The 18,157-nt window shown below is 47.2% G+C and carries 17 protein-coding genes; 14 read left to right on the forward strand and 3 right to left on the reverse strand.

The features are described 5' to 3' along the window. Positions 1 to 105: 105 nt before the first annotated feature. The gene (locus tag B2W60_RS04925; RefSeq protein WP_292362337.1) at positions 106 to 1,329 is read left to right on the forward strand and encodes a DEAD/DEAH box helicase; all 1,224 of its coding nucleotides are present in this window, start codon (positions 106 to 108) and stop codon (positions 1,327 to 1,329) included. Here the strand turns inward: B2W60_RS04925 and ppc are convergent. Then, complete coding sequence (gene ppc / locus B2W60_RS04930) at positions 1,326 to 4,169, reverse strand: phosphoenolpyruvate carboxylase (protein ID WP_292362336.1); 2,844 nt, start codon at positions 4,167 to 4,169, stop codon at positions 1,326 to 1,328. The genes B2W60_RS04925 and ppc overlap by 4 nt on opposite strands. Continuing rightward, positions 4,166 to 5,632 carry a glycogen synthase GlgA gene (glgA, locus tag B2W60_RS04935; protein WP_292362335.1) on the reverse strand — a complete coding sequence of 489 codons (1,467 nt, stop codon included), beginning with the start codon at positions 5,630 to 5,632 and terminating at the stop codon, positions 4,166 to 4,168. The genes ppc and glgA overlap by 4 nt, the downstream gene beginning before the upstream one ends. A 78-nt stretch (positions 5,633 to 5,710) precedes the next feature. Here glgA and zwf point away from each other — a divergent pair, with 78 nt between their 5' ends. Further along, a complete protein-coding gene (zwf, locus tag B2W60_RS04940) occupies positions 5,711 to 7,180 on the forward strand; it encodes a glucose-6-phosphate dehydrogenase (RefSeq protein ID WP_292362334.1) in 1,470 nt (489 codons plus the stop codon). Between the two features lie 62 nt (positions 7,181 to 7,242). Here the strand turns inward: zwf and asd are convergent, their stop codons facing one another. Next, positions 7,243 to 7,980, reverse strand: a complete 738-nt coding sequence (asd, locus tag B2W60_RS04945; protein ID WP_292362333.1) for an archaetidylserine decarboxylase — start codon at positions 7,978 to 7,980, stop codon at positions 7,243 to 7,245. 240 nt (positions 7,981 to 8,220) lie between these two features. Between asd and B2W60_RS04950 the strand changes: the two genes are divergently transcribed. Genes B2W60_RS04950 through B2W60_RS05005 form a run of 12 tightly spaced genes read left to right on the forward strand, consistent with a single transcriptional unit; the run spans position 8,221 to position 18,156 of the window. Continuing rightward, a complete protein-coding gene (locus tag B2W60_RS04950; protein ID WP_292362332.1) occupies positions 8,221 to 8,628 on the forward strand; it encodes a flagellar basal body-associated FliL family protein in 408 nt (135 codons plus the stop codon). 49 nt (positions 8,629 to 8,677) lie between these two features. Further along, complete coding sequence (locus tag B2W60_RS04955) at positions 8,678 to 9,181, forward strand: flagellar basal body-associated FliL family protein (protein ID WP_292362331.1); 504 nt, start codon at positions 8,678 to 8,680, stop codon at positions 9,179 to 9,181. 2 nt (positions 9,182 to 9,183) lie between these two features. Further along, positions 9,184 to 10,206, forward strand: coding sequence for a flagellar motor switch protein FliM (gene fliM, locus B2W60_RS04960; protein WP_292362330.1), 1,023 nt, complete (start codon positions 9,184 to 9,186; stop codon positions 10,204 to 10,206). Beyond that, positions 10,203 to 10,661 carry a flagellar motor switch protein FliN gene (gene fliN / locus B2W60_RS04965; protein WP_292362329.1) on the forward strand — a complete coding sequence of 153 codons (459 nt, stop codon included), beginning with the start codon at positions 10,203 to 10,205 and terminating at the stop codon, positions 10,659 to 10,661. The genes fliM and fliN overlap by 4 nt, the downstream gene beginning before the upstream one ends. After that, positions 10,658 to 11,074 (forward strand): flagellar biosynthetic protein FliO, encoded by a 417-nt coding sequence (gene fliO / locus B2W60_RS04970; protein WP_292362328.1) that lies wholly within the window; start codon positions 10,658 to 10,660, stop codon positions 11,072 to 11,074. The genes fliN and fliO overlap by 4 nt, the downstream gene beginning before the upstream one ends. Further along, the gene (gene fliP, locus B2W60_RS04975; protein ID WP_292362327.1) at positions 11,071 to 11,808 is read left to right on the forward strand and encodes a flagellar type III secretion system pore protein FliP; all 738 of its coding nucleotides are present in this window, start codon (positions 11,071 to 11,073) and stop codon (positions 11,806 to 11,808) included. The genes fliO and fliP overlap by 4 nt, the downstream gene beginning before the upstream one ends. Positions 11,809 to 11,810: 2 nt before the next feature. After that, entirely contained in the window at positions 11,811 to 12,080 is a 270-nt protein-coding gene (gene fliQ, locus B2W60_RS04980) for a flagellar biosynthesis protein FliQ (RefSeq protein WP_292362326.1), read from the forward strand. A 2-nt stretch (positions 12,081 to 12,082) separates the two neighbouring features. Beyond that, positions 12,083 to 12,865 (forward strand): flagellar biosynthetic protein FliR, encoded by a 783-nt coding sequence (gene fliR / locus B2W60_RS04985; RefSeq protein ID WP_292362325.1) that lies wholly within the window; start codon positions 12,083 to 12,085, stop codon positions 12,863 to 12,865. Further along, entirely contained in the window at positions 12,858 to 13,997 is a 1,140-nt protein-coding gene (flhB, locus tag B2W60_RS04990; protein ID WP_292362324.1) for a flagellar biosynthesis protein FlhB, read from the forward strand. Before fliR ends, flhB begins: the two co-directional genes overlap by 8 nt. A 3-nt stretch (positions 13,998 to 14,000) precedes the next feature. Next, on the forward strand, positions 14,001 to 16,079 hold the full coding sequence (gene flhA, locus B2W60_RS04995) for a flagellar biosynthesis protein FlhA (protein WP_292362323.1): 2,079 nt from the start codon (positions 14,001 to 14,003) through the stop codon (positions 16,077 to 16,079). Between the two features lie 15 nt (positions 16,080 to 16,094). After that, positions 16,095 to 17,291 carry a flagellar biosynthesis protein FlhF gene (gene flhF / locus B2W60_RS05000; RefSeq protein WP_292362322.1) on the forward strand — a complete coding sequence of 399 codons (1,197 nt, stop codon included), beginning with the start codon at positions 16,095 to 16,097 and terminating at the stop codon, positions 17,289 to 17,291. Beyond that, on the forward strand, positions 17,284 to 18,156 hold the full coding sequence (locus B2W60_RS05005; protein WP_292362321.1) for a MinD/ParA family protein: 873 nt from the start codon (positions 17,284 to 17,286) through the stop codon (positions 18,154 to 18,156). Before flhF ends, B2W60_RS05005 begins: the two co-directional genes overlap by 8 nt. Position 18,157 lies beyond the last annotated feature (1 nt).

Here is an 18,157-nt window from a genome sequence, read left to right on the forward strand (position 1 = left end):
GACTACCGCCTCTTTCGGGCTAACGATTAATATTGTGGTATATTGCCCGCCACTTCTATGCCTGTTGTGATCCTTCAGGCGCTTTCGACTGATAAGATAAACACCATGACATTTGACGATCTGTTCCTTGATTATGAATTGATTGCTGCCGTTCGCGACAGCGGTTTTGAAAAACCGACTGAAGTCCAGCAACTGGCCATTCCGGCATTATTAGCCGGTCAGGATGTACTGGCCTGCGCCGCTACCGGTACCGGAAAAACCGCTGCATTTATTCTGCCTATCCTGCAACGCCTCAATGATGAACGGCATAAACATGATCAGGCGCGTATTCTGATTATGGCCCCCACCCGAGAACTGGCATTTCAGATCCAGCATGTGTTTCATCAATTAGGTAAAGCGTTCAAACCAACAATCGCCATGTTGACCGGCGGTGCATCGCCCTGGGCCCAGGTACAACATGCTCAAGCCCAATGCGACATTATTATTGCTACGCCGGGCCGACTTTTAGGTCTGGTTGAAGATGAGTCGGTTGATTTATCGGCCGTTGAACTGGTCATTATTGACGAAGCCGATCGCATGCTGGATATGGGTCAGGGGCCCGATGTATTGATGGCGCTGGCCACCATTAAATCCAAATTTCAGGCCGGACTTTTCTCAGCGACCTTAGCAGGCAGTGGTGTCAGAATTTTTGCCGAAGAACTGCTTAACGATCCGCAGGAAATCCATATTAATGCGGCCAATCAATTGGCAGAGAATGTCACCCAGCAGGTGTATCTGGCCGATAACCGTGAACATAAACAGGCCTTATTACTGGCATTTATTAACGCACCAGCCTGTCAACGCGCTTTAGTGTTCTGCAATAAAAAAATCCGCGCCGAAGAAGTCTGCGACTGGTTACAGTCACAAAATATCTCAGCTCAGTTACTGCACGGTGATTTTGATCAATCAATACGTCGTGAACGCATCCGTAAATTCCGAGCAGGCCAAATCAAAGTCACGGTCGCTACCGATGTCGCTGCCCGCGGACTGGATGTTGCTGATATCACGCACGTTATTAACTATGATTTACCGTTTCGCGGCGATAATTATATTCATCGCATTGGTCGCACCGGTCGTGCAGACAAACACGGCACGGCGATTAATCTGGTCGAACCGCATGATCTGAAAAATCTGGAACGCATTGAATATCACCTGGGACATGGTTTGCCGATTCGCAAATTAAAAGGATTAGCGCCTAAAGCCAAAGCCAACAAGGCGCGTTCCAAAACAAAAGATGAAAAAGCCCGTTATATTCCGAAAAAAGACCGCCAGCCATCAGAAGATAGTTAACCGGTATTACGCATACCCTGAGAAATAGCACTGATACTGCGTAACAGCGGATCCCGCCATTTGGCGGTTTCAGTTTCGGTATAACCACCAAACCGGTAACGCTTTAATAACAGCAACTGAATATGATTTAACGGATCCAGATAGGCCTGACGGCGACGCAGAGACAATGCCAATAGTGGATTTTCGGCCATCAGCTTTTCGGCTCCAGTCAGTTGCAATAACTGACTGACTGTTTGCTGATACTCCTGACGAATCACCTGTAAGACTTCTGCTGCCTGTTGTTTATCTATACACAAATCAGCATATTCTGCGGCGATCTCCATATCGGCCTTGGACAGTGACATTTGGGTGTTGCTGACCATCGCCCGGAAAAACGGCCATTCAAAATACATTTTTTGCAACGTATCGCGACGACCTGGATCATCAGCAACCCACTGAGCAATCGCACTGCCTATGCCATACCAGCCCGGCAACGTATGTCTGGATTGCGCCCAGGCAAATACCCAACCAATTGCTCTGACCGAGGATTTAGAACGATCACCGGCTTTGCGATGTGAAGGTCGTGAACCGATATTCATCAAACCAATTTCACTGATGGGACAGGCTTCGTAAAAATAATCCAGAAAACCGGGAGTCTGCTCAGTGAGTCGCCGATACTGCTGTTCGCCCAACTGCGCCAGTTGCTGCATGATATGCAAATATTCCGGTTTTTCCTGTGCTGAATCAGTGACCAGTCCCCTGCTGGCTTTGATCAGGGCTGACACGCCCATACCCAGTTCATAAGCGGCTGTCTCGGTATTGCCATATTTGAAAGACAATACTTCGCCCTGTTCAGTGAATTTAATTTGTCCGTGTACAGTATCTACCGGTTGGGCCAGGATCGCATCATGGGTTGGGCCACCACCCCGACCGATGGTACCGCCTCTGCCATGAAACATGCGGCAGCCAATCGCATATTGTTCGGATAGCCGACTGACGGTTTTCTGAGCCTGATATAAATTCCAGGCCGAGGCCAGAATGCCGCCATCTTTGCAGGAGTCTGAATAACCCAGCATCACTTCCTGCATATTGCCGGATGCGCTTAACAGAGTTCGATATTGGCTGTTTTCCAGCAAGGCAGACATTACCGGCTCGATATGTTCCAAATCCTCAATGGTTTCGAATAATGGTGAAACCCGGATATGGCAATACCAGCCGTGTTCATCTTCGCCAATCAAATCTGCAAATCTGGCCAGCAGCATCACTTCCAGAATATGACTGGCCTGGTGCGTCATCGAAATCACATAATTGCCAAACGCTTTTTCACTGACCTCTACCCGCAGTCGGGCAATCAGTCTGAATACATTGAGTATTTCCAGAGAGTCTGGCTGCAAATCGCCATAAATCTCTGGCAATCTTGGCGCCGCCAGTAAATCACTTAACAAGGCCTGCCGCTCGGCTTCATTCATTTGCAGGTAATGACGATTAAGTCCGGTGAGAGCAAGTATTTCGGCGACCGCGTCGGTGTGCTTGGAGGATTCCTGACGTATATCCAGATTATAAAGATAAAATCCGAAGGTTTTGACCAGTCGTATCAGATCAGTAAGCTCAGCAGCTGCAATCGCTATATCACCATTGTCGACCAGTGATTTATGTATCAGGTGCAGATCAGCAAGAAATTCATCTTCATTGTGGTAAGCCACACCCAGACTTTCAATTTGCAGATCCGGGCGGAAAAACTCTTCCAGCACGGCAAGATTATCCTTAAGCCGATAACGCATCATATAAAGTTTGCGACGATAAGGTTCATTCACAAAGCGTTGTGGGTTGGTCACAAAAGCACCAGCAAACCGCTGTTCACTCTGTTCAATATCCGCAGAGAGCTCTTTACTGATGTGGCAGAGTGGTTGCGATTGAGTCAGAATAAAACTGAGCTTGGTCACATCCTCCAGATAGCGGCGGATAACAGTGCGTTTCTGCAAAGCAATCGCCATTTCAGTTGTTTCAGCGGTCACGTAGGGATTGCCATCACGGTCGCCACCAATCCATGAACCAAAACGCAAATAATCCGGCACGACGATTGGGGTTTCGGGATCCAGCTCATCGCCATACACGCGGCGCAACGCATTTTCCAGATTACGGTAACTTCTTGGCACTGCATCAAACAGACTCACATTAAAATAATACAGACCGTTTTTGATTTCATCGCGCACCGATGGCTTAACCGCCCTCACCTCATCGGTTGACCAGAGCAGCTGTATCTGACGTTTCAAGTCAGTACGAATCTGCTGCTGATCAAAGGGAGTTAATAATCCTGCGGTAAGTTTCTCATCCAGCAAGAACACCCGGCGCAACATTTCCATTACGGTACGGCGTTTGGATTCTGTCGGGTGGGCAGTGAACACAGGCATAAAAACCAGTTTTTCCAGCAAAGCCTGTAGCTGGTCTACCGAGACACCTTCATTTTTAAACTGAGTCAGCGTATCCAGAAACGAACCATGCCAGAGATTGCCGCCATTACGCAGCTGGATTTGACGGTTATGATGGTGATAAGCCTCTTCAGCCGTGTTAACCAGACTGAAATATAAATTAAAAGCACGAATCACTTCCCGTAAGGTCAGTTCATCCAGCGATTCAATTTTATCTTTGAGGCTCTGGCGCAGCTCGGGATCTTCTTCTTTACGTAGGCGAATAAACCCCTTACGTAACTGTTCAACCGTTTGATAAACCGTGGTGCCGGACTGTTCGGCGATCACTTCCCCCAGTAAATTCACCAGAAAACGCACATGCGCCCGCAGATCTTTATCGGTGAGCAGTTCCAGTTCCGCTACATTGGTCAAATCAACCTGTTTTGTTGTCATGAGTTATCCACTAATTGCTGATAGAGATGCAGATACGCCTGCGCGCTGTTGATCCAGCTAAAATCCTGCACCATTGCAGTCAGCATCATCCGTCGCCATAGACGGGGATGTGAAAATAATTCATTTACTTTTAACAGAGTATCGTAAAAATCTTCCACTGTGGGCTCGCTAAATTTAAACCCGGTTGCCAGCATTTTCTTACGGTTTTCTTCGGTGGCATCCACCACCGTATCGGCCAGTCCACCTGTATTCCTGACAACGGGCAAGGTGCCGTAACGCAGGCTATACATTTGGTTTAACCCGCAAGGTTCAAATCGGGATGGCATCAGAAAGGCATCTGCACCCGATTCGATTTTGTGTGCCAATACTTCATCATAACCAAATTGTATGCCCACTTTGTCTGGGAATCTGGCCCGCAAAACCCGCAGATCCTGCTCTAATCCTGCTTCACCGCTGCCAAGACAAACCAATTGAATGTCTTTACCTTCATTTAATAAACGATTAACAGCATCAATGGTCAGATCCACCCCTTTTTGTGATACCAGACGGCTGATCATGCCAAACATTAAGGTGTCAGCTGATTCGGGAAGAAAGAAATGTTGCTGTAATGCTTTCTTATTAAGGGTTTTCGGCTTCAGGTTCTTAACACTGTATTGATGATTAATGAACTTGTCCGTTTGAGGATTCCACTCATTAATATCAATACCATTAACGATACCACTGAGCCGTGACTGATCTGCACGTAATGTCAGTAACCCCTCCAGCCCGTAGCCATATTCATAATGGCAGATTTCCTGAGCATAAGTCGGACTGACACTCGTAATGTGGTCGGCATAGATCAAACCACCTTTCATAAACGACATCATGCCGTAAAACTCAATACCTTCGACCTGCCATAAACGCTCCGGTAAATCGAGCATCTCAAAGACCTGGCGGGAAAACAGGCCCTGATAGGCCATATTATGAATGGTAAATACGCTGGCAGGACGACGACTCTGCAGACTGAGTAACGCGGGTATCAATCCAGTTTGCCAGTCATTGCAATGCACTACTTCCGGCTGCCAGTCCAGTCCTGCCTGATTGGAAGCAACTGCCGCAGCCGCACGGCAAAACAAAGCAAACCGCGCCGCATTATCAGCCCAGTCCACGCCATTAGCATCACAATAAGGTCCACCATCGCGGTCAAAATGTTCGGCTGAATCCACCAGTAATACGGTTACGTCACTGTCGGGTAGCTGTGTTTGTCGAATATTTATCGGTTGGTGATAACCATCCAATTTCAGGGTAGCGACCAGCGGACATTCCCCTAACTGTTTCAGCGTAGCGCGATATGCCGGCATGATAATACGAATATCCTGCTGCATTTGTGACAGGGCAAATGGCAGACTGGCTGACACATCTGCTAGCCCACCGGTTTTCATCAGCGGATAGACTTCACTGCTGGCAAACAGAATTTTTCGCACGTTGCGCTCCCAAAATTGTACAATTACCCAATTATATACGCTCAAAGGCACAGTCACAGCCTTGTAACGGGAGAAACCATGCAACCTTGTACTATTGTTATTTTCGGCGCCACCGGCGATCTATCCCAGAAAAAACTGCTTCCGGCTTTGTATCATTTACAAGCTGAAAATCGTTTGACGGATGATACCCGTATCATTTGTATGGGTCGTAAAGAAAGCACTCAACAGGAGTGGCAAGACCTGGTCACAGAATACGTTAGTCCGCGAGTTCGCGGCGGTATCAATGACGACTTACTGCAAAACTTCCTGAAGAAAGTGCACTATTTCAAATGTGATATCAATGAAGCTTTCAGCTATCACGAACTGAAAAAGCTGATTACTACGCCGGAAAATGGTTTCTCTCAAAATATCGTTTTTTACCTGTCCATCAGTCCCTCTTTATTCAGCGTGGTTGGCGATCAGCTCTCTGCCGTTGGTTTAAATCAGGAAACTGATGGCTGGCGTCATTTAGTCGTTGAAAAACCGTTTGGTTACGATCAGAAAAGTGCGGCCGAACTGGAACGCATCCTGCGCAAAAACTTCACTGAAGAGCAGACTTACCGGATTGATCACTATCTGGGTAAAGGCACGGTTCAGAATATCTTTGTATTCCGCTTTGCCAATCTGTTGCTAGAGCCTTTATGGAATCATAAATATATCGATCACGTACAAATCACGCATGCCGAACAGCAAGGTGTCGGTGGACGTGCCGGTTACTATGATGGATCCGGTGCATTGCGTGACATGATTCAAAGTCACTTGTTACAGGTGATGGCACTGGTGGCAATGGAACCTCCTGCCGATATGGATGACGAATCGTTACGTGATGAAAAGGTAAAAGTCCTGAAATCGATTCGTCCAATTACCAAAGATATCGTCGACCAGCATGCTTTCCGTGGCCAATATGCAGCAGGCGAAATCAACGGTAAACCGGTGAAAGGTTATCTGGAAGAAGATGATGCGCCGGCCGGCAGTGTGACTGAGACTTATGCTGCGATGAAAGTCTATATTGATAACTGGCGCTGGCATGGTGTGCCTTTCTATCTACGTACCGGCAAATGTATGCCTGAATCCAAAGCGATGATAGCCATCCGCTTTAAAAAACCGCCATTGGAATTGTTTAAAGACACCAAAGTGGGTGAAAGTCACGCCAACTGGATTGTCATGGGGCTGCAACCGGACAACACCTTGCGTATTGAATTACAGGCCAAACAGCCCGGACTGGAAATGAAGGCGCATACCGTTGGCCTGGAAACAATGGAATCTGACGACAACAAGCACAAGCTTGACGCTTATGAAGCCTTAATTCTGGACGCTATCCAGGGTGACCGTTCACTGTTCCTGCGTGCCGATGAAGTCAATCTGGCCTGGAAAGCTGTTGATCCGATTCTGGAAAAATGGGCGGAAGAACAGGACTTTGTCCACACTTACAAAGCTGGTACCTGGGGCCCTGAAGAAGTGAAATGTTTACAGGACAATCCATGCCATGCATGGCGTAATAACGTTTAAATGATAAGCCAAAAAAACCGGACATTGTCCGGTTTTTTTTAGCATTGAATTTTGTAAAGAATTCAGGTCAGAGCCTGACCCAGTTTTATCTTCATCTCAGCTTTCCATTCATCTTTCCAGGCCGGTGCATCCGCTGGAAGCAATAACACCACCGTAGAGCCCATATTGAAACGGCCCATCTCCTCTCCTTTATTCAGACGAATATTCTCGTTCGCATAATACCAGTCCAGAATATCCTTCGTGTAAGGCGGTGTAATCTCACCTTCGTGCCACAAAGTTTCCATACTGCCAACAAAAATAGCACCCACCAGAATCAACGCCACAGGCCCAAAATCTGTCTGAAAAATACTTACCACACGCTCATTACGCGCAAATAATCGTGGAACACCACGCACAGTCAGTGGATTCACAGAAAATAATTTACCGGGGACATAACGCATCCGCGTCAGTTTTCCGGAAATCGGCATATGGATTCGATGATAATCACGTGGCGACAGATAAATCGTGGCGAATTGACCATTATCAAATTTTTCGGCTAACTCCTGATCTCCACCGAGTAACTCCAGTGCTGAATAATCATGTCCTTTGGCCTGAACTATTCTGCCTGAATCAATAGCACCTAGTTGGCTGATACAGCCATCTACCGGAGAAACAATAACATCGCTACCAATCGCAACGGGTCTGGTTTCAGCTTTAATCTTGCGCGTGAAAAAAGCATTGAAGTGTTCATATGAATTGATATCGGGATTTACGGCTTCTGTCATATCCACCTTGTACTGGCGAATAATGATTGAGATCATGCGATTCTTCAGCCAGGTGCTCCGGCATCGACAAAGTCGGTGCATCAATCGTGATAATAAATGTTGTGGCAGACAGTATTGAGGCAACGCCAGCCAGAAATCTTTTTTACTCGTCCCGGCCGCCTCAGTTCGCTGTAGATTGTTATTAGACAAATTGCCCCCTTTCACGCATTACCCAAGCTTGTCATAATCAAACACTGATATCACTAGCCTCTATCGTATATAGGAGTATACCAAGTCATGAAGAATCTGCTGCAAGCATTGATGATCACATTGCTCAGTTTCACCAGCTTTGCCAGTTATGCGGCAGGTGACCAATCAACGAAACCGTTGTATTACGTTATTGAAGAACCTTTCACCATTAACTTTTTGCGGCAAAGTGAAGAAAAAGCTCGCTACCTGCAAATCAAAGTGGCATTAAAGTCCAATGACCCCGCCATTCTTAATAGTGCAGATAGTAATCTGCCGATGATTCAGGATTCACTTCGTATCCTATTTGCAGAACAGAATATGAATACCGTGAAAAGTATTGAAGGTCGCAGCCGGCTTCAACAAGAAGCCTACGAACGTATCAAAGCGATTTTTGAAGAGGAAACCGGTAACAGCAATCTTGAAGCGGTTTATTTCACCACCTTTCTCTGGCAATGATCAGGCATGGTATTTGCTTAACACATTTTATCGATAGGACGTAAACAACATGGCAGAAATACAGAAAGATATCGAACTGAAACAGGGTATGAGTAAAAAAACCAAAATCATTCTGATTATTGGCATTGTAGTACTGCTGGCTGCGATTGGTGCCGGTGTTTACTGGTGGTTGAATAAAGATGCAGCATCAGCCGATTCGGCAGAAGCCACGACTGCGCCGAAAGCCACGCCAATCTATCATGAAGTGGCGTCGCCTTTTATTGTTAACTTCGCAGAGCAAAGTAATGATCAGGTTCGCTATCTGCAAATCAAGATGAAAGTAATGGCGCGCGATCAGGCATCTATTAATCTGTTTGCCTTGCATGAACCTGCTCTGGTACATGAGTTATTAATGTTGTTTTACAGTCAAAATTATGACGTTCTCAGTACCACTGAGGGAACGCAGGCTTTGCAGCAGGAATCACTGGAAACCATCAATACGTTCCTCAAGCAGCAAGACAACGCCATCACCGGCCTTGAAGCCGTTTATTTCACCAGTTTGGTAATGCAATAGTTATGGCCGTTCACGATATATTGTCACAGGATGAAGTCGATGCACTGCTGAATGGTCTTGGCGGCGACGAGATCAAGCAAGATAAGCCAGAATTAGATGAACATGGCAAACCACGGCGTTATGACTTCGGAAATGAAGAACGCATTATCCGTGGACGCATGCCAACGCTGGAAATGATCAATGAGCGATTTGCCCGTTATCTTCGCATTAATTTATTCAACATGTTGCGCCGTTCTGCTGAGATTTCCGTAGGTGGCGTGCAGGTGATGAAGTTTTCCGAATATGTGCATACCCTGTTTGTACCTACCAGTCTCAATCTGATTCAGTTACATCCGTTACGTGGTACCGGACTCATCGTGTTTGAACCAAAACTGGTATTCACTATATTAGACAATTATTTTGGAGGCGAGGGCCGCTTTCAGGCACGTATTGAAGGCCGGGAGTTCACCGCAACCGAACTGCGTGTTATTCGCATGGTGCTGAATTTATGCTTTAACGATCTCACTGAAGCCTGGTCTCCGGTGATGCCGGTAAAATTCGAATTTGTGAATCATGAGGTTAATCCCCAGTTTGCCAATATCGTCAGCCCCAGCGAAGTAGTGGTTATTTCCACCTTTCATATTGAGCTGGATGGCGGCGGCGGGGATTTGCATATCACGCTACCCTATTCCATGCTGGAGCCGATTCGTGAATTACTCGACACCGGTCTGCAAAGTGATCGCTCAACCGATGATGGGCGCTGGGCCAAATCAATGCGTGAAGAACTGATGCTGGCAGATGTCAATCTATCGGCAACACTGGCACAAACCAAGCTCACTTTGGAAGAAGTCCGTAAATTGAAGGTGGGTGATATTATTCCTATCACCATGCCCACAACGGTCACCACGATGGTGGAAAATATACCGGTATTTCGTGCCACCTATGGTGAACACAACGACAAAGCAGCGTTAAAAATCACCTCAATTATTGAACATCCGAAAGATACTACACCAAGTTATCAGCTGACAAAGGCTAAAAAATCATGAGTGAAGATACAAAACAATCCGATCAGGATCTGGCCGACGAATGGGCCGCCGCACTGGAAGAGCAAGTCGATGACGATACTGCGGAAGATCCCTGGGCGGCCGCACTGGAAGAACAGGCTGAAGCGGAATCTTCTACCGCACAGGCCAGTCCGGCTCCTATGGACAAACTGGATGATGAAGGTAAACCACGAACGGATGTAAATCTGGATATGGTGCTGGATATTCCGGTCACCATTTCAATGGAAATTGGCCGTACCCGCATCAGTATCCGCAACTTGCTGCAATTAAGTCAGGGCTCTGTGGTGGAACTCGACCGTTTGGCCGGTGAGCCGATGGATGTATTGGTAAACGACACCTTGATTGCCCATGGTGAAGTGGTGGTGGTAAACGATAAATTCGGTATCCGTCTGACGGATGTGATCAGCGCCGCCGAGCGGATTAAAAAACTGCGATGAGATACTGGCAAGTCATTACCGGCTTTACCGGTTTGTTTCCATTGATAGTGAACGCCGAAACAATGAATTCTGCTCCGGTCAATGCCAGCACTTTATTACAAACCATTTTTGGTCTGATTATGGTGTTGGCGGTGATCGTTTTTTTAGGCTGGCTTTTGAAACGCAGTCAATACTTTCACGCTGCACACCACGGCCAACTAAAAGTGCTGGGTGCTATTTCGCTCGGCACCCGTGAAAAAGCGGTTTTGATACAAGTGGGTGAACAACAGATTTTGCTCGGCGTCACACCACAACAAATCAATACTCTGCATACCTTGTCCGAGCCACTTTCCGTTCGGGAAACGCCTGTTAAAAGTGGTGATACATTTGCAGAACGTCTGAAACAAATGATGCAGCAACGAGGCAATCAATGATACGTCTCGGATTATTGTTTTTATGTCTCTTTTTACCCGGAATGGCATTGGCCGAACCCGGTATTCCGGCTCTGACCTTATCCACTGGCGAAGACGGATCGCAAAGTTATTCATTAACTCTGCAAATTCTGGCGTTAATGACCGTACTGACCCTGTTGCCGGCAGCATTGTTAATGATGACCTCGTTTACCCGGATCATTATTGTGCTGGCAATCCTGCGTCAGGCAATGGGGGTGCAATCCACGCCCTCCAACCAGATCATGATTGGTCTGGCATTGTTTCTGACCTTTTTTATTATGTCTCCGGTCTTCAGCAATGCCTATGAAAATGGTGTTAAACCCTATCTTGACGGCGATATTGAAGCTACCGCTGCTATTGAACAGGTCAGCCAGCCATTTCGTGAATTTATGCTGGCACAAACACGCGAGAGTGATATCGAACTATTCGCCGAAATTGGGGGTTATGCCGCGATTGAAAGTGCAGATGAAGTTCCGTTCACGCTGTTGTTACCCGCATTTGTCACCAGCGAATTAAAAACCGCTTTTCAGATTGGTTTTCTGATTTTCGTACCCTTTTTAATCATTGACTTGGTGGTTGCCTCAGTGTTGATGGCGATGGGGATGATGATGTTGTCACCCATGCTGATATCCCTGCCCTTCAAACTGATGTTATTCGTGTTAATTGATGGCTGGGCACTGCTGATGGGAACGCTGGCCTCCAGCTTTTATATTTAGCCATGACACCTGAAACCGTATTAACTGTCATGCAACAAACGCTCGAAGTGATTACGCTGCTGATCGTTGTTATCCTGATCCCGGCATTAATCGCCGGTTTATTGGTCAGCATGTTTCAGGCAGCGACATCTATTAACGAACAGACACTGAGTTTCATCCCCAAATTACTGGTGACGATTCTGGTGTTAATGGTGGCCGGGCCGTGGATGCTAAGTTTGGTCACCAATTATACGGTTCGACTGTTTGAAAACATTCCCTACCTGATCGGTTAGCCATGAACCTGTCAATCGCAGAAATCAGTGCGATGCTCGGTGCTTACATACTGCCGCTATTTCGCATAGGCGGTATGGTCATGGTAGCCCCCATATTCAGCAGTAATTTTATTAACGTCCGAACCCGCCTGATAATTGCGCTGGCCATCACTTTAGTGGTGGTTCCCACCATCAATACACCTATCCCTGTCGTTTCACCTCTGAGCGCAGAAGGTATTTTGCTGATCGCAGAACAGATCATGATTGGCATTTGTATGGGCTTTATGTTGCAACTGCTGATCAATGCATTCATTGTCGCCGGTCAGGTTATTGCCATGCAGATGGGCCTCGGTTTCGCGTCTATGGTCGATCCGCAAAACGGCACAACTGTCCCGGTCATCAGTCAGTTTTATATGATCTTTATCACCCTGATGTTTCTCAGCATCAATGGGCATTTAGTATTAATACAGGTAATGGCAGAAAGTTTTATTACCCTGCCGATTGGCAATGGCGGTATTGCAGCTGAAAGCTTTCGTGATATCGCCAGTCTGGCCAGCTGGATGTATGCCGCAGGTGTTATTATTGCCTTACCTGCAATTGGCTCTTTAATGATGGTGAATCTGGCGTTCGGTATTTTGTCACGTGCCGCCCCGCAAATCAGTCCCTTTTCGATTGGTTTTCCACTGACAATAGGCCTGGGGTTTGTGATTATTTACATCACCTTGCCTGCAGTTGGAAATCACCTGGTTAACTTTGCTGATCAAATGCTGCAAATGACGCGAATGCTGGTACAGAACAATGGCTGAGCAGGATAGCGGCCAGGAACGCACAGAAGACCCCACGGGCAAACGACTCCAGGATGCCCGGGATAAAGGTCAGGTTCCCCGCTCTCAGGAGTTAAGCACTGTCGTGGTATTGGTTGCCAGTGCAGTGGGAATGTTATTTGTCGGTGGTAATTTGATCAGTAGTCTTGGCGAAGTCATGACACAATCATTTTCACTTAATCGCAAGCTGATCATGGATCCACACATGATGGCACAACAGTTAATCTTTGCCTTGAAAATCATGGCATTGGATGTCCTTACCTTCCTTGCGATTACATTGATAGCCGCCTTATCAGCTCCGGCATTGATTGGCGGGTGGAATTTTTCTGCCCAGGCAATGGGGGTCAAGCTGGAAAAGATGAGTCCTCTTCGCGGCTTAAAACGTATTTTTGGTCCACAGGGACTTGTGGAACTTGGTAAAGCCCTGGGTAAATTTTTACTCGTTGGCAGTATTGGCACCTTGATTTTGTGGAGTCTGCGTGACCGATTATTGACACTGGGACGACAGGAAGTTCAAATCGCCATGACCGAGTTGGGCTATATCGTGCTGTGGGGATTTTTAGCCATTTGCGCCAGCCTGATTTTGATTGCGTTGATTGATGTTCCCTTTCAGAAATGGAATCACACCAAACAACTTCGTATGACAAAACAGGAAGTTAAAGACGAAAACAAAGAAACTGAAGGCAGCCCTGAAGTGAAAGGACGGATCCGCAGAATGCAGATTCAGTTGTCACAGCAACGCATGATGCAGGACGTGCCCAAAGCCGACGTTATTATCACTAATCCAACCCACTATGCAGTGGCCTTACGTTATGACCAGACAAAATCCGGCGCACCTGTTGTGCTGGCAAAAGGCACCGATCTGATTGCGCAACAGATCAGAATGGTCGGTGATCACCATGAAGTACCCATTATCTCTGCTCCGCCACTGACTCGTGCCGTCTATTACAGCACCGAAATCGGTCAGGAAATTCCATCTGGTCTATATATTGCAGTAGCCCAGATACTGGCGTTTGTCTTCCAATTGAGACGTTACAAAAATACTGGCGGAAATAAGCCAAATCTCAATACGGAAGACTTGCCAATACCTGATGAATTTAAACGAGATGAGTAGTCAATGGAGAATACAAGCCTGACAAGCCGTTTAGGTGGGGTTTTAAACGGTAATGTCGCGACACCAATGTTTCTGGTGGCATTGTTGGCCATGGTGGTCATTCCCCTACCCGCGTTTATGCTGGACATGTTGTTCAGCTTTAATATTGCTTTATCACTGACCATCGTGCTGGCCAGTGTATATGTACGTAAACCGTTGCAGTTTGCTGCTTTTCCAACCATCCTTTTATTGGCTACGCTATTAAGACTCGCCTTAAACGTAGCCTCTACCCGTATTGTTCTTCTTGAAGGTCACACCGGAACGGCCGCAGCGGGTGAAGTTATTGAAGCGTTTGGTGAATTTGTAATCGGTGGTAACTATGCGGTCGGTCTGGTGGTGTTTGCCATTCTGGTTATCATCAATTTTGTGGTGGTCACCAAAGGTGCTACCCGTATTGCTGAGGTTAGTGCCCGTTTTACCTTGGATTCAATGCCCGGTAAACAAATGGCGATCGATGCTGACTTGAATGCCGGCTTGATTGATCAGGATGAAGCCCGTCGGCGTCGTGAAGAAATCATGCAGGAATCGGATTTTTACGGTTCGATGGATGGTGCCAGTAAATTTGTTCGTGGTGATGCCATTGCCGGTATTCTGATCCTGTTTATCAACATCATTGGCGGTTTTGTCATTGGTGTTCTGCAACATAGCCTGAGCTTTTCAGAAGCGGCGCATAATTACACTCTGCTGACCATTGGCGATGGTCTGGTTGCACAAATTCCTTCTTTATTACTGGCTGCTGCAGCCGGGTTATTAGTTACCCGCTCGACTGCTGACCAGGATATTGGTGAGCAGATTTTCTCTCAACTGTTAAAAGAGCCCAAAACACTGGCCATCACCTCCGGCATTATTGGCGGAATGGGTTTAATTCCCGGTATGCCAAATGTGCCATTTTTATTATTGGCGGGAGCCGGTGCCGGCAGCGCCTGGTTAATTGCACAGCGTCAAAAAGCCGCCACGCTTGCCGCCGCTCCACCTCAACAACAGGAATCCAGTCGAGAACAACGTGAACTGAGTTGGGATGACTTAAGCCCTGTTGATCCGATTGGCCTGGAAGTGGGTTATCGCCTGATTCCGCTGGTCGATAAAAATCAGGGTGGCCAATTGATGAATCGCATTAAAGGCATCCGCAAAAAGATTTCACAGGAAATGGGTTTTTTAATTCCGCCAGTACATATACGCGATAATCTGGATCTGTCCCCAACAGCCTATCAAGTCACGCTTTTTGGTGTGACCTTCGGTGAGGCGGAGGTGTATCCGGATCGAATGCTGGCGATCAATCCGGGACAGGTATTTGCTCAGCTAGAAGGTATCCGCACCACCGATCCGGCATTTGGTCTGGATGCCGTATGGATTGAACCCAGCCAACGTGAGCACGCCCAGGCTCAAGGATACACCGTAGTTGATGTGGATACTGTGGTCGCCACCCATTTAAGCAAAATTCTGCAAAACCATGCACATGATTTACTGGGTCGCGAAGAAGTACAGCATCTGCTGGACAATCTCGCCAAAATTGCACCGAAACTGGTAGAAGGTCTGGTACCTGACACCGTGCCATTAGGCACCGTACAAAAAGTATTGCAGAACCTGTTACAGGAAAATATTCCAATTCGTGATATTCGCACCATTAGCGAAGCCATTGCCGAGCAAGCTGCACGCAACCCTGACCCAGAAGCCATTACCGCAGCAACACGGATGGCACTGGCTCATTCCATTGTGCAGCACATAAATGGCACCCAGCCTGACTTGCCTATCATCACGCTGGATCCAGAGCTGGAACAGATATTGCTAAAAACATTACAGGCATCTGGAGAAGGTGGTGCAAGTCTGGAACCAGGACTCGCAGAGAATATGCACAAAAATCTGCAAGAAGTGGCGCAACGACAGGAAATGTCTGGTGAAGCCGCCATATTGGTGGTTCAGGCAGGATTAAGGGGGTGGATTTCCCGCTTTATCCGTCATGCGATTCCAGGACTGCATGTGCTCTCCTACAACGAAATTCCAGATGATAAACAAATACGCATTGTGGCAAATGTGGGTCGATAACAAGAAGGTGATGCGATGAAAATTAAACGTTTCCAGGCAGCAGATGTACGTCAGGCCATCCGCGAAGTACGGGAAGTACTGGGGCCGGATGCCGTTATCCTCTCTAATACACGAGTAGATGGAGGAGTGGAGATTGTGGCAGCAACCGATTATGACGAAACGCAATTTCGACGCCAGGCTGCTGTTACTCGTCCGGTAAAAGAAGAACCCAAAATTGAAATCGATCCGACTCAACCTGCGGCCCCCGCATACGTCGCACCACAGCAGAATATCTGGTCGCAGGAACCGACACTGGTGCAAATGCGCAAGGAAATTGCCAGTTTGCGGGATATGTTACAAAATCAGCTGTCAGATTTGACCTGGAAGGATATGGCCAGACAGAGTCCGACGCAGATGCAGGTTTTACAGCGACATATGCGTATGGGGACGGAGGTTGAGCTGGCCAAACAGCTGGTCACAACAAGTCAGGGAATTGATGATCTGGAAACAGCATGGCGTCAGTCTTTAGGCAAATTAGCCGCACAAATCCCATTGTCTGATCAGGATATCATCGAAAAAGGCGGCATTATGGCGCTGGTGGGGCCGACTGGCGTGGGTAAAACCACCACCGTTGCAAAATTAGCCGCCCGTTGCGCTTTAAAACACGGAGCACGACAGGTAGGTTTGATTACCACTGACTGCTATCGCATCGGTGGCCAGGAACAACTTCGAAGTTATGCCCGTATTCTGGGGGTATCCTTAAGAGTAGCACGCAACCATCAGGAGCTCGGTGAAGCATTGAACGATATGCTTGATCGCCGGTTTATCCTGATCGATACTGCAGGTATGAATCCACGTGATATGCAATTAACCCAAAAAATTGCCATGTTAATGCAACATTCGCCTCGCATACGACATTTCCTGACGATTTCGGCAACCACCCAAAGTCATGCCCTGAGTGATATCATTAAGGCGTTTTCGCACCTTAACTTAAGCGGCTGCATCCTGACGAAAACCGATGAAAGCAGCAGTCTGGGTGGTGCGGTATCAGCAATTATTCGCCATCAATTGCCACTGGCCTATGTCTGTGATGGTCAACAAGTGCCTGAAGATCTCGGTTTGGCACGCCCTAACAGCTTAGTGAATCAAGCGAGCGAATTGATGCAATCTGAACAACAAGCACTGGATCCTCAAACCGTATCCAGTTATGGAGGTTTTGCCGCTTATGGCTGACGCGCCCCTAGACCAGGCAAGTGGTTTACGAAAAATGACTCACGTGCCGAAACCGGTAAAAGTAATCGCTATTGCCAGTGGCAAAGGTGGTGTCGGTAAAACCAATGTGACCGTTAATATTGGTGTCGCCCTTGCAACGCAGGGAAAGAAAGTTGTTCTGCTTGATGCCGATCTCGGTTTAGCCAATATCGATGTGATGCTAGGCTTACATCCGCAATTCAATCTTCTGCATGTATTGGAAGGCGATAAAAGCCTGAAAGATATTATGGTGGATGGCCCTTCCGGATTACAGATTATTCCCGCCGCTTCCGGTGTTAAGAAAATGGCCGAGCTCAGCCCGGCTGAACATGCCGGCATGATCCAGGCTTTCAGTGAACTGGATGAACACATTGATATTCTACTTATTGATAGTGCAGCCGGTATTGCAGACAGCGTAGTCAGTTTCACCAAAGCCGCTCAGGAAGTCATTGTGGTGGTCTGTGATGAGCCCGCGTCAATCACCGATGCTTATGCCCTGATAAAGTTACTGAGTCGCGAACATGGCGTTGAACGTTTTCATATTATTGCCAATATGGGACGCAGTATTCAGGAAGGTCGCGAATTATTCGATAAAATATCCCTTGTCTGTGATCGTTTTCTGGATGTGACCTTGAATTTTATGGGTATTGTGCCTTTTGATGAAGACCTTCGCCGGGCGGTTAAAAAGCAGCGTGCTGTCGTCGAATTTTTACCACGTAGCAAATCGGCCACCGCATTTCAGCATCTGGCAAAAAAAATCGATTACTGGCCGGTAGCCAAACAACCGAGAGGGAATATGGAGTTTTTTGTAGAGCGTCTGATACAGGCTAGTCTGGAAGCAGGTTAAG

Origin of the sequence: Methylophaga sp. UBA2496 (assembly GCF_002341635.1) — a bacterium.
GTDB lineage: Bacteria > Pseudomonadota > Gammaproteobacteria > Nitrosococcales > Methylophagaceae > Methylophaga.